Source organism: Paenibacillus sp. HB172176 (assembly GCF_011947265.1).
In the GTDB taxonomy this organism is placed as follows: domain Bacteria; phylum Bacillota; class Bacilli; order Paenibacillales; family Paenibacillaceae; genus Pristimantibacillus.
This window is the reverse complement of the sequence record NZ_JAATHD010000027.1, coordinates 52575-64538: the sequence shown is the minus strand read 5'-3', so window position 1 is coordinate 64538 and position 11964 is coordinate 52575. Positions and strand designations below refer to the sequence as shown.

Below are 11964 nucleotides of genomic sequence, written 5' to 3'. Positions count from 1 at the left end.
TTAGGCGTCAGCCTTTACTTGAATCATGATGCCTGCGAAGGATCCTGGTGCGTGCGGTCCAGGCTGACGAATTTATTGTAATTTTTCAAGAAAACAAGCTCCACCGTTCCCACGGGCCCATTCCGCTGCTTGGCGATAATGATCTCGATAATGTTCTTCTTCTCGGATTCCTTGTCGTAATAATCATCCCGATAGAGGAAGGAGACAATATCGGCATCCTGCTCGATCGAGCCGGATTCCCGAAGATCGGACATCATCGGACGCTTGTCCTGGCGTTGCTCGACGCCGCGGCTGAGCTGAGACAGCGCGATGACCGGCACTTCCAGCTCCCGCGCAATTTGCTTCAAGGTACGGGAAATTTCCGATACCTCCTGCTGCCGGTTCTCGCCGGCCTTGCCTTTGCCGGAGATGAGCTGCAGGTAGTCGATGAGAATCATGCCCAGGCCGTTCTCCTTCTTCAGGCGCCGGCACTTGGAGCGGATATCCGCTACCGTGACGCCCGGCGTATCATCAATGAAGATCTGCGCCTCGGAGAGCGAGCCGATCGCCATCGTCAGCTTCTCCCAGTCGTCGCCCTCGAGACTGCCCGTACGCATGCGCGTCGCATCCACGTTCGCTTCGGCGCAGATCATCCGCTGAACGAGCTGGGCGGCCGACATCTCGAGCGAGAAGATCGCCACCGTCTCCTTCGCCCGAACGCCGACATTCTGGGCGATATTCAGCGCGAACGCGGTCTTGCCGACGGAAGGACGGGCCGCCACGATAATAAGATCGCTGCGCTGGAAGCCGGCCGTCATCCGGTCCAGATCGACGAAGCCGGAGGGAATGCCGGAGGTTCCGCCTTTGTTATTGTAGAGAAACTCTACCTTCTCGAACACTTCCATCAGAACATCCCGAATCGAGATGAAGCCGCTGGAGGAGCGTCTGTTGGAAATTTCGAGAATCTTCTTCTCAGCGTCGCTGAGAAGCACGGCTACCTCGTCGGAATTCGCGTAGCCGTCGGTTACAATATTCGTCGCCGTGCGAATGAGACGCCGCAGCATCGACTTCTCTTCGACAATCTGCGCGTAATAATCGACGTTCGCCGCGGTCGGGACGCTATTCGCCAGCTTCGACAGATAGGTAACCCCGCCGATATCCTCCAGAAGCCCCTTATCCATGAGATGCGTGGATAGAGTCACGAGATCGATCGGTTTGCTGTCTTCGCCGAGCTCAATCATCGCTTCGTAGATCTGCTGATGCGCGCTGCCGTAGAAATCTTCGACTCTGATTCGCTCCATCGCGGTGATCAGCGCTTCCGGCTGCAGCAGAACCGCACCGATAACCGCTTGCTCGGCTTCCATATTTTGCGGCGGCACCCGATCGTATAACTGCTCGTTACTCATCCTGCGCACTCCTCCATTGTTCCTCTTTATGCCTCCATCTCTCACGAGTTCGCTCTATCGCTTGCCCGCTCTTGCCGGGATTATTCCTCGGCGGTCTGTACGTTCATCATCGCTTTCACTTCGGTATGAAGCTTGACCGGCACCTGCGTCACGCCTAAAGTGCGAATCGGCTCCTCGAGCTCGATCTTGCGCTTGTCGATCTTGATGCCTTGCCCCGCCAGCGCCTCGGCAATCTGCTTGCTCGTAATTGCGCCGAACAGCTTGCCGCCTTCTCCAGCCTTCGCTTTCACGACAATTTTCATTTCCTCGAGCTTCTTGCCAAGCGCTTCGGCGTCTTCCTTCTCCTTCGCCTTCCGCTTCTCCTCCGACGCGTTCTGAACCTCCAGCGTCTTCAGATTGCCGTCGGACGCCAGCTTCGCAAGCCCCTTCGGCAGCAGGAAATTACGTACATAACCTTCGGACAAATCCTTCACTTGGCCCTTCTTGCCCTGGCCCTTCACATCTTGCAGAAAGATCACTTTCATTCGAATAACCCCTCTTCCGATTCAATTTGCTCCAGGACGGCCATCAGCCGTCCCGCCACTTCTTCAGTCGTGCCCTCGAGCTGCGAGGCCGCATTGGTCAAGTGACCGCCTCCGCCCATCTTCTCCATGACCACCTGCACGTTCATCCCCCCGAGCGACCTTGCGCTGATGCCGATCAGGCCATCAGGACGCTCGCCGATGACGAACGACGCGAGGATATCCGTCATATGCAGCAGGGTATCCGCCGACTGCGCGATGAGAAGCTGCGAATTCCGCTTCCCCTTCTCCACTACCGCAATCGCGATATGATCATAGACGACCCGCGCGTTCTTGATAATCTCCGCCTTGCTTACGAACTCCTCGAGATCCTCCTGCAGCATCCGCTGGATATGCATCGTATCGGCGCCATTGCGGCGCAGGAAGGAGGCCGCCTCGAACGTTCTCGCGCCCGTTCGCAGCGTGAAGCTCTTCGTATCGACCGTAATGCCGGCGAGCAGCGAGGTGGCCTCCCGCACATCAAGCGAAATCCGGTCATGAATATACTGCAGCAGCTCGGTGACAAGCTCGCAGGTCGATGACGCATACGGCTCCATATAGATGAGAATCGCGTTATTGATGAACTCCTCGCCTCTGCGATGGTGGTCGATTACAACGATCCGCTCGGTAAGCCCGAGCAGCTTCGGCTCCTTCACCAGCGACGCCTTGTGGGTATCGACGACAACGGCAAGCGAGTGCGGGGTGAACAACGCAGCAGCCTGCTCCGGAGAGACGAACCGCTTCGACAGCTTCTCGTCCTCGCGCAGCATCTCCATCATTCGCTCGATGGATGGATTGATGCCCTCCAGCACGATATACGCTTCCTTGCCGAACAGCTGCGCGGCCTTCAGCACGCCGATCGCCGCGCCGACCGCGTCCATATCGGGCATCTTGTGACCCATAATAATGACATTATGGCTCTCTCTAATGAGATCGCGCAGCGCATGAGCAACCACTCTCGCCCTGACGCGGGTACGCTTCTCGACCGCGTTCGACTTGCCGCCGTAGAAGGTCTGTCTGCTGCCCAGCTTGACGGCGGCTTGGTCGCCGCCCCGCCCAAGCGCGATGTCGAGACTCATATGCGCCCATTGACCCAGCTCGATAATGGTATCCGCGCCGGCCGAGAAGCCGATACTGAGCGTGACCGGAATTTTCTGATCGCTCGTGCTCTCGCGTACTTCGTCCAGAAGCACGAATCTCGAATGCTCGAGCTGGCGAAGCGTTCGCTGATCGGTAATAAGCAAGAAGCGGTCTGAGGTCAGCCGCTTCAGATAGATTTCGTACTTCTGCGCCCATTCCGTGATTTCGGCGGTCACACGATTAAGCAGCGAGCTCCGCTGATGATCGTCAAGGCCCTGCGTCGCTTCGTCCAGGTTGTCGATCATGACCACGCCTAGCGACAGCTTCTCGTCCTCGTACTTGCGTCCGAGCTGCCATAGCTCCGTGACGTTCTTCACGTACAGAATGCGATCCTTCTGCTTGAAGATGAGCTGATACATCTGATTGCCCAGCATCGCTTCAACGGTTCCATCGCGTTCCTTCGTCTGTTGAAGAGTCGGGAACAGCTCGGTCAACGGCACGCCGATTACCGATTCCCGCTCCATAATGCCCGCAATATAAGGATTATGCCATTCGACGGCGCGCTCTTCGTTATAGAGAATAATGCCGAAGGGCAGCTCGCTGATGACATCATTGCCGCCCTTCTTCACGCGGTACGACAAGGTCCCCAGATAGGTCTTCAGATCTTTGCGGAAAGCCCGCTCCGATAATAGGTTGTATACGGCCGACAACACGGTTAGCAGCAGGGCGGCCAGCCCGACTATGATATGCACATACCAGGCGAGAACCGCCGCCATGATCAGCATAACGGCAAACGACGCCGTATGATGCATGCCATGCCATCTTGCTATAAGAAACTTTGGCATCTTATCATCGCTCCTGTGCTAAGGTTTTGTAAACGGCTTTCGTATAGGGAAGACCGTGTCCAGAACTCCGATTAAACTAAGCGGCGGAAAGATGAGAACGGGAATCGCGATAAGAATCGGCACGATTCGCGGCCATTTGCGCTGATGCGCGATATAGAAGAAGAATCCGATCGCCTGGAAGGCGAATACATAGCTGAGCAGCGGCACCAGATTGAACACCGCAACGGCGATGAAGGATTCATCCGTCGGCGACAGGAACATTTTGACCATGTAAGCAATCAAATAGTAGAACACGAGCACCCGCGGCAGTCTCCAGTCCTTCGCCCTCGGGAAAGCCGCAATCTGCAGCTCGCCGCCCTTCAGTGCCCTGCGCGCGATATACTGAGCGATTACCGCCATCATGAAGGACAGCACGATAAACGTCAGCGGGATCATCTGAATGACCATCGTGATCAGTTGTTCGGTATAATCAGGGTCCCAGCCCTCCGCCAGCAAGCCTTGATTCATCACATCATTAATGGAGGTACGAATCATATCGCCGATTTCGTCCAGCAGGGAATAGTCGAGAATCACCTCGAACATGAGCAGCTCCAGCATGAGCTCCGCCAATAACGTCAGAGTAACCATGCGGATAACCTTCGAGGCCGGCGCGCCTTTGCAATATAAGTGTCCCATCACAATCGACGGCAGAAGAACGAAGATGCCGATCAATAAGGCAGAGGGTCCTATAATGAAAGTGGCTGCCGCCCATACGGGGATGAGATGGAGCGCGAACGCGCCTCTCGGAAGCGTCGCGTACAAGACCACATAGGGAACCATCATGAGTAGAAAAGCGGGCACATTAAGTACGGGTACAGCAATCATAATCAACAGCAAGAACGCGGCAGCGCTCCATAACACTGGTTTCAACCCAGTTTTCAAACCGTTCACCTCTACAAGTCATAATCAGGACATTCAACACTCATTATAGCACAAATGCTCTCTGACGCTAGGACCGTTCTACGGGGCTGCGACTATGCACGAAAAAAAGACCTTCACTGACATAGGAGAAGCTCTCCTATGGTGAAGGTCGCGCTGTTATTAAAGCTCTGTTATTTTTTGACTACCGGCACCCAGAACTCGCCGTAGAAAGCGCCGTCGCCGTTTTCTTCGCGATAGGTTGCATTCGGACCGCCGATGTAAGCATAATCAGTAATTTTGCTCAAGACTTCGCCAAAAGCGCGGTATGTCAGCTGATCAAACAACGTCTCCTTGTCGCCTTGTCCTGCAACCACGATGTACTCGCTCTCCGGAAACTCAATGACGCGCGTTGCGTCAGGCACTGCTTTTCCAGCCTCGACCGCAAAATAATTCCAGGGTTTTCCTTGATAAACCTCGTTGACCGACCATTCACGATCATCCTTTGCGGCGCTTTTGAGCTTATCGTACCGTCCGTCTGCCTTAAGTCCGCCCCAAAACTCCGCTTTTTCCTTTTGCAAGGCTCCCATGTCTTGAAAATTCGACTGAATGGAAAACCCATACGCGGTTAATGTGAATGCGTCTTTGCGTTCAATTGTATACTCTGCCATGTCAACGCTCCTTAAGTTCTCTTTGCTCGAAGCCACATTTCGCCGTAAAATCCTCCGTTTTCAGCCTCCTTGACGAAGGTTGAGTTGCCCGGTCCAACATATTTGTAATCTGTGATTTCTTGCAGCGTACCGCCGAAAACCTTCCCTGTGATTTCGTCGGCAAGATGATCTTTGTCGGCGCCTGTGCCCCCCACGACGATATAGTCGCCGGCGAGGAAATCGAGAACGACCGCGTCTTCGACATCGAATTCGCCCATTACTCCGAAGCCTCGCCAAGCCTTGCCGTCGATCACATAATTGATTTGATATTCTTGCCCGTCAGCAAGCGCGAGAAGCTCGGCCAGCTTGCCGTTTTCAATAATTTCCGCTTTTTTCGACGCCGTTTTTGCCGCATTGCCCGCCCAGTTGTTATAGTCTTCCAGCACAACACCGAAACCGGTCATTTTGTAGTTTTCCGAAACTGTTTTAATCGAATAATTGGACATGTTTTATTCTCTCCCTTACGAATTTGTTTTACAAGATTGATTCTATTTGTTAAATGTATCAAAAAATGATACTCTTTATAGCATGAAGAAAACAGAACGAGTGAATCTGGTCATGCGCTACATCAATAACCGAGCGCATTTTACGATTGCCGAGATTCAGCGGGAATTCAAAATTTCCCGCGCGACGGCGATTCGCTACATGAACGAAATTCAGGAGATGGGCTTTCCGCTTACGACCGAGCTTGGGCGAGGCGGCGGTTATCATGTCCTGCAAAATCAGTATCTTCCCTCTGTCCGCTTCACGCCGGAAGAGCTTAAGGCGATCTTCATCAGCTTTATCGCCTCGAAAAATTCACAGCTGCCCTATTTGCAAAATCGCCGTTCCATCACCGAAAAACTCATCGGCATCGCATCGCAAACCCAGCAAGACGAGCTGATCGAGCTGAATCAAATCTTGCTTTTCGAGAATACAAATCCGGGCAATCCGAATCTTCTGGAGCTCGATGACGCGGCTCCCGCGGAGCTGAACAAGCTTATTTCGCTTGCCGTGCGGGATAAACACCTTCGTTTGACTTATGAGGAGAGTCCGGGATGGCCACAGCTAATGGACGTTTATTTGCTTCATACGTTTAACTCGAACTCGCAATGGTTGGTCGAGGTTTACGATTTCGATCGTGATGAATTTCGTTATTTGCCTGTTGAGAAGCTGCGGGATTCGGCCGTATCCGAACAAAAGATGAAGTTGACCGCGCAAGAGATTTTGAACAAGAAACGGCTGATCGCACGCGAGGCTAATCTTGTTGTAAATCTGGACTCGACCGGGATTCAACGTTTTAAGCGGCTGCACCCGCCGGGAATTGTATTATCCTTCACCGGGATGTTTCAGTCGAGCGGGGTTTTCCATGTCCCACTCGATGTGAGCGATGTCGAGTCGCTGGCGTATTATGCCGATTGGTTATTATTCTTGGGGAAGGGAATCGCGTTTGAACGCATACCTGATGAACTGCGCGCCATTTTGGAAGAACGTCTTTCAGGGGCGCCGCCAACCTCCTGACAAAAAACGCCAAGCCTGATTATTGAACCGGCTCGGCGTTTTTTCGTATTTTAATTGGAATCCCTGCCATTGTCCCTCCGATTGCTTACGCCCGCTCGGAGAGTCCCTTCTGGCAATAATCAATAATTTCGCTTCTTCGCACAATGCCTATGAAATGATTGCGATCATCCACCACCGGCACAAAGTTCTGCACCTTCGACAAGGAGATCAGATCGTCCATATTGGCATCAATATTGACCGACTTGTTATTCATGCGAAGCGGCACTTCACTCAGCTTTATCTTATTCGTTCCTTCAAAGGTTAATCCCGGTCTGCTCTTCATGAACCAGAGCATGTCGCCCTCCGTCACCGTACCGCAATAGCCGCCCTCTTGATTAATAATCGGGACCGCGGTATAGCGGTGATACTCCATTCGCTCCAGCGCTTGTCTCAGCGTGGCATCATGGGGAAGACAGACCACCTCTTGCTTCGGAAGCAAGAAAAAAGCGATATTCACATTCATTCACTCCGTTCCAGTCGCGGCGGAAGCATCCGGGCTTGGCGGTCCTTGAACCTCCTTCTGCTCGGAAGCGTATTCGGAAGGAAGAATCAAGCTCGCGGCCGGCGTATCCGCATCAAGCCAACTCTGAATCATTGTCTCTACTTCTGCAAGATCATCTTCATCTGCAAAATAATACCAAGGTCCGCCCTCCACCAGTCGATGTCCATTGCCGAGCATCGTATGGCTGTACAGATTGCGATTGCTCTGCTGCAGCATGCTCTGCGCCAGATCGACCAGCTTCTCCGGCGGGATGTCCGTGCTGAAGTTGTCGCCGAGAATGCCGATCAATGTCGGGATCTTCGACCATTGCTTCAGATTCGTCGCCTTGTCTATCATAGCATGAAGGAACTCATGTTGTCGCTCCGTGCGGCTGAGATCGCCGCCGGCATCCTCCCGGTAGCGCACAAAATTCAGAGCATCATTCCCATCGTATGAATCCTGATTCGCTTTTATGACGAAATGCTCGTGAAGCGGATCCTTGTTCACAATATCCTCCGTAATGGGAAGCGAGATGCCTCCAAGCGTGTCGATAACGTCGCGGAAGCCTTGGAAATTGATCGTCGCGTAATGATTCACCGGCGAATTCAGAAATTTCTCCACCGTATCCATCGCCATGCCCGCTCCGCCATATGCGTAAGCAGCATTGATCTTATCCGACCGATCCTTGCCTACGAGCTCGACATACATATCGCGCGGAATAGAGATCATCAGAATATTGCCGTCTTGGGGACGTACGACTGTATAGAGCATCGTATCCGAACGGCCGGTTTCCGATGTGCGCTGATCCACGCCAAGCAGCAGGATCGAATACGGATCCTCCTTCTCCGGCTTCGGCGCGTCGGTCGGCGCGGGAGTCGGTTCCCGTCCTTCGACCGGCTTGTAGGAATCCTTAAGCCCGGCTTCGATGCGATCCTGCACGAACCAGTCGAAGCCGACGCTGGCCAGCACCTGTCGATTGAAATAGACTGAGGTTAATAGAACGATGATAATCACACATAGCATATACATCCATTTTCTTTTTTTCAGCATAACGATTCTCTCCAATCCAAAAAAACTTATCTCTGTTTTTCTATAAAATCTGCCTTTTCTATTGTAGACGATCAAGATTCGCAACAGGTTACAAAGTTCTTACAAAAATTAATGGTAAAAGTGGAATTTTGTCGGCAAAAAGGAGGTCTACTGCCCTGTCGCAGCGAATACAATCATTGCAAGCACACGACCTCGAAAGGATGATGAATCAAGATGGAACCGGTAAATGTCAACCCAGAACCCTCCTCAACAGGATTAGATCCCAAGGTGGCGGGTCTGCTTTGTTATCTATTAACCTTTATCACTGGCATTATCTTTCTCGTTATAGAGAAGCAAAGCCGCTCGGTGAAATTTCATGCTACGCAATCCACCATTACATTCGCCATCTTATTTGCGGCCAGCCTGATTGCCAGGTTCATTCCGTTCATTGGCGGACTGATTGGCGTTCTGATCTCGCTGCTTACCTTCGTGCTCTGGATCGCGCTTATGCTTCTCGCTCTGCAAGGGAAGCAGTACAAGCTGCCGATTATCGGAGACTTCGTGGAAGCCCAGTCGCGGAAGTTCTAAAATTCAGAGAACAGCTTCACCCTGTCTATACCCGTTATATCATTTTGTAATCCCTGCAATGTCCATCTTGACAAGAGACTGCGGGTTATGGCCCCATGCGGCCATAACCCGCAGTCTCTCCTTTTTCACAGCTCCCGCAATAACGGGAATGAGCGGCTATTTTCCAGGAAATAATGTAACCAGTAAACGCCCCCAACCCGCACCGAATTGACCTTTGACAAAACCGCCTCAGTCTCCTATCATGTTACACAGCAAAGCATTTGAAAATCATGGATGAAGCCCTCCTCATCCCCATACCTATTAGGATGTGATCGCGTGAAAAAACAGTTTATGGTCATCGGTCTTGGCCGCTTCGGATCCAGCTTGACGAGAACCCTGATCGAGAACGGACATGAGGTTCTGGCCGTCGACAAGAATGAACAGCTTGTACAGGATATGGCGTCTATTGCTACGCATGCCCTGCAGGCAGATTGCACGGATGAGCTGGTGCTGCGCGAGCTTGGCGCGACCAACTTCTCGCATGCCATCGTCGCGATCGGCGACGACTTGCAGGCAAGCATTCTGACGACGCTGCTTCTCAAGGACATGAAGGTGCCGAAGGTAACCGCGAAAGCGAAGAACGAGCCTCACGGCAAGGTGCTCAGCAAGATTGGCGCAGACCATGTTATCTACCCGGAGAGGGATATGGGCGTTCGTCTCGGCAATCAGCTCAGCTCGGATAATCTGATCGATTATATCGAACTGTCGCCGGAATATAATCTATCTGAGATTCTGGCGCCGCCGGCGATGAACGGTTATTCGCTCAAGCAATTGAATATTCGCGCACGCTACGGCTGCACGATCATGGCCATCAAGACGGGCGAATCCATCAACATCTCCCCGCTAGCCGACGATCAAATCCATACTGGAGATATTCTGCTCATTATTGGCAGCTACGAGGATATACGCGAGCTGGAGAATGACTATGAACGACCTTAGCCGGGGCAAAGCCGGCAGTCTATCGCTGCCGGAGAGAATCGTAATCAAGCTGAAAAACAATATCAGCCCGCCGCAGCTCATAACTGTCGTCTTCTCGGCGTTGATCCTTGTTGGCGCGCTGCTGCTCAGCATGCCCTTCTCGTCGAGTACGAATCATTCCGTTGGATTTCTCAATGCGTTCTTCACCTCCGTCTCGGCCGTTTGCGTAAACGGCCTTGTTGTCGTGGATACAGGCAGCGCCTTCTCCGTTGCCGGACAAGTTATCATAATGATTCTCATTCAGATAGGCGGCATCGGCTTCATGACAGTTGGCGTCATGGTCGCGATTATACTCGGCAAGCGAATTGGTCTCAAGCAACGGCTCATTATTCAGCAAACGACGCAATCCACCTCATCGCAAGGCCTAGTGAAGCTGTCACTCTATATGGTGCTGATTGTATTCGCGTTCGAATCCGTCGCCACCCTTGTGCTTACACTGCGCTGGATGGACGACATGGGGCTCGCCAAAGCGCTCTATTACGGCATGTTTCATTCCGTGTCCGCCTTCAACAATGCGGGCTTTGCGCTTTGGTCTGACAGTCTGAGCGGTTTCGCAGGCGATCCCGTAGTCAATTTCACGATTATTACCCTGTTTGTGGTCGGCGGACTCGGATATATCGTGATCGTCGATATCTTCCGCAAGCGCTCCTGGCGACGATTATCGCTGCATTCCAAGGTTGTGCTTACGGCATCGCTCGCTTTGACCGCAATCGGCTTTCTGCTGATCTTTCTTCTGGAAACATGGAACAAGGCCACCTTCGGCGATATGAGCTACGGTGAGCGAATAATGGCGGCGCTCTTCCAGAGCCTGACGCCGCGCAGCGCGGGCTTTAACACCATCGACATCAGTTCCATGGTGACGGCGTCGCAATTTCTGCTCATCATTCTGATGTTCATCGGCGCGGCATCCGGCGGAACCGGCGGCGGCATCAAGACCAATACCGTTGTTGTGCTCTTGCTTGCCACGTTCAATACCTTCCGGGGCGGAGGCCAAATCCATGCTTTTGAACGCAAGATCGCTCACGATACGGTCATGAGGGCGTTGGCCGTCGTTATTAGCGCCCTGGCCTTTGTATTGACTGTGGCCCTGTTGCTCATCGTGACGGAGAACATGCTCGAGGAGCATTTCCTGGAAGTCTTGTTCGAAGCCACCTCGGCCTTCAGCACCACCGGCCTATCGATGGGACTTACCAATGATTTGTCTCCCGCCGGCAAAGTCATTGTGTCCATTACTATGTTTCTAGGACGATTAGGCCCTCTTACACTCGCTTTCGCGCTTTCCCAGAAGCGCCAGACCTCCAAGCTGGGCTATCCGGAGGATCATATCCTGATCGGGTAAGCCCCGAATGGAAAAGTGGAATAGGTAACGCCTTGCTACGGGCAGCTTTTGCTGCTTCGCAAGGCGTTTTTTTGCAGGGTACACCCTGCAATATTTGTTTCGATACGTTTTAACTATGAGAACCTTTTGATAATTGTCAGAATATTTTGTATAATTATCTCATCTTACTTGCAACCGTTACCATAATCCGCTGACAGGAGGAATGATCCATGATCTTTGAATCCACCTATCGGAGACAGGCTTTGGCCGCTTGGCGTTCCGAGCGGGAACAGACCCTAGAGTCATTCAAGCAGGATTGGTCCGACACTCGACTAACGCTCCCTCTGAAGAAATGGCAGCATTGGCTCAAATCCATTGTTCATGCTCATTGACGCGATTCAAATGAGCATCCTTTATAACAAACGGCAAAAAGCTGCGCAATGCCCAGTCATTCCGACTGTCCTTGCGCAGCTCCTTGTTGTGCATTCGCATTATAAGCTTACCCGTTGATTGGC

At 52.5% G+C, this 11964-nt stretch carries 13 protein-coding genes; 5 read left to right on the top strand and 8 right to left on the bottom strand.

Annotated features, from left to right (window positions below; all coding sequences use genetic code 11):
- Nucleotides 1–23: 23 nt before the first annotated feature.
- From dnaB to HFP08_RS24680, 6 genes are all read right to left on the bottom strand, one after another.
- Nucleotides 24–1385, bottom strand: a complete 1362-nt coding sequence (gene dnaB / locus HFP08_RS24705) for a replicative DNA helicase (protein WP_168123300.1) — start codon at nucleotides 1383–1385, stop codon at nucleotides 24–26.
- Between the two features lie 80 nt (nucleotides 1386–1465).
- On the bottom strand, nucleotides 1466–1909 hold the full coding sequence (gene rplI, locus HFP08_RS24700) for a 50S ribosomal protein L9 (protein ID WP_168123299.1): 444 nt from the start codon (nucleotides 1907–1909) through the stop codon (nucleotides 1466–1468).
- Nucleotides 1906–3870, bottom strand: coding sequence for a DHH family phosphoesterase (locus HFP08_RS24695; protein ID WP_168123298.1), 1965 nt, complete (start codon nucleotides 3868–3870; stop codon nucleotides 1906–1908). Before HFP08_RS24695 ends, rplI begins: the two co-directional genes overlap by 4 nt.
- Before the next feature lie 18 nt (nucleotides 3871–3888).
- Nucleotides 3889–4791, bottom strand: coding sequence for a DUF2232 domain-containing protein (locus tag HFP08_RS24690; RefSeq protein WP_481856608.1), 903 nt, complete (start codon nucleotides 4789–4791; stop codon nucleotides 3889–3891).
- 170 nt (nucleotides 4792–4961) lie between these two features.
- Complete coding sequence (locus HFP08_RS24685) at nucleotides 4962–5438, bottom strand: GyrI-like domain-containing protein (RefSeq protein WP_168123296.1); 477 nt, start codon at nucleotides 5436–5438, stop codon at nucleotides 4962–4964.
- An 11-nt stretch (nucleotides 5439–5449) separates the two neighbouring features.
- Nucleotides 5450–5923 carry a hypothetical protein gene (locus HFP08_RS24680; RefSeq protein ID WP_168123295.1) on the bottom strand — a complete coding sequence of 158 codons (474 nt, stop codon included), beginning with the start codon at nucleotides 5921–5923 and terminating at the stop codon, nucleotides 5450–5452.
- Nucleotides 5924–6005: 82 nt separating this feature from the next.
- Between HFP08_RS24680 and HFP08_RS24675 the strand changes: the two genes are divergently transcribed.
- Nucleotides 6006–6977: a helix-turn-helix transcriptional regulator gene (locus HFP08_RS24675; protein WP_240941843.1), complete on the top strand. Its 972-nt coding sequence runs from the start codon at nucleotides 6006–6008 to the stop codon at nucleotides 6975–6977.
- An 85-nt stretch (nucleotides 6978–7062) separates the two neighbouring features.
- Here HFP08_RS24675 and HFP08_RS24670 read toward each other — a convergent pair whose 3' ends face one another.
- On the bottom strand, nucleotides 7063–7473 hold the full coding sequence (locus HFP08_RS24670; RefSeq protein WP_168123294.1) for a CBS domain-containing protein: 411 nt from the start codon (nucleotides 7471–7473) through the stop codon (nucleotides 7063–7065).
- A 6-nt stretch (nucleotides 7474–7479) separates the two neighbouring features.
- A complete protein-coding gene (locus tag HFP08_RS24665; RefSeq protein ID WP_168123293.1) occupies nucleotides 7480–8547 on the bottom strand; it encodes an LCP family protein in 1068 nt (355 codons plus the stop codon).
- Nucleotides 8548–8760: 213 nt separating this feature from the next.
- Between HFP08_RS24665 and HFP08_RS24660 the strand changes: the two genes are divergently transcribed.
- From HFP08_RS24660 to HFP08_RS24645, 4 genes are all read left to right on the top strand, one after another.
- Nucleotides 8761–9114, top strand: coding sequence for a DUF4870 domain-containing protein (locus HFP08_RS24660; protein WP_168123292.1), 354 nt, complete (start codon nucleotides 8761–8763; stop codon nucleotides 9112–9114).
- 315 nt (nucleotides 9115–9429) lie between these two features.
- Nucleotides 9430–10092 (top strand): potassium channel family protein, encoded by a 663-nt coding sequence (locus tag HFP08_RS24655; RefSeq protein WP_206109313.1) that lies wholly within the window; start codon nucleotides 9430–9432, stop codon nucleotides 10090–10092.
- Nucleotides 10079–11470, top strand: a complete 1392-nt coding sequence (locus HFP08_RS24650; protein ID WP_168123290.1) for a TrkH family potassium uptake protein — start codon at nucleotides 10079–10081, stop codon at nucleotides 11468–11470. The genes HFP08_RS24655 and HFP08_RS24650 overlap by 14 nt, the downstream gene beginning before the upstream one ends.
- Nucleotides 11471–11679: 209 nt before the next feature.
- On the top strand, nucleotides 11680–11841 hold the full coding sequence (locus HFP08_RS24645; protein ID WP_168123289.1) for a hypothetical protein: 162 nt from the start codon (nucleotides 11680–11682) through the stop codon (nucleotides 11839–11841).
- Nucleotides 11842–11964 lie beyond the last annotated feature (123 nt).

What these genes read in the sequence shown, in the direction of transcription:
- HFP08_RS24685 (WP_168123296.1), bottom strand. Translation starts at nt 5,438, where the DNA reads ATGGCAGAGTATACAATTGAACGCAAAGACGCATTCACATTAACCGCG.
- HFP08_RS24695 (WP_168123298.1), bottom strand. Translation starts at nt 3,870, where the DNA reads ATGCCAAAGTTTCTTATAGCAAGATGGCATGGCATGCATCATACGGCG.
- dnaB (WP_168123300.1), bottom strand. Translation starts at nt 1,385, where the DNA reads ATGAGTAACGAGCAGTTATACGATCGGGTGCCGCCGCAAAATATGGAA.
- HFP08_RS24645 (WP_168123289.1), top strand. Translation starts at nt 11,680, where the DNA reads ATGATCTTTGAATCCACCTATCGGAGACAGGCTTTGGCCGCTTGGCGT.
- rplI (WP_168123299.1), bottom strand. Translation starts at nt 1,909, where the DNA reads ATGAAAGTGATCTTTCTGCAAGATGTGAAGGGCCAGGGCAAGAAGGGC.
- HFP08_RS24665 (WP_168123293.1), bottom strand. Translation starts at nt 8,547, where the DNA reads ATGCTGAAAAAAAGAAAATGGATGTATATGCTATGTGTGATTATCATC.
- HFP08_RS24660 (WP_168123292.1), top strand. Translation starts at nt 8,761, where the DNA reads ATGGAACCGGTAAATGTCAACCCAGAACCCTCCTCAACAGGATTAGAT.
- HFP08_RS24675 (WP_240941843.1), top strand. Translation starts at nt 6,006, where the DNA reads ATGAAGAAAACAGAACGAGTGAATCTGGTCATGCGCTACATCAATAAC.
- HFP08_RS24680 (WP_168123295.1), bottom strand. Translation starts at nt 5,923, where the DNA reads ATGTCCAATTATTCGATTAAAACAGTTTCGGAAAACTACAAAATGACC.
- HFP08_RS24650 (WP_168123290.1), top strand. Translation starts at nt 10,079, where the DNA reads ATGAACGACCTTAGCCGGGGCAAAGCCGGCAGTCTATCGCTGCCGGAG.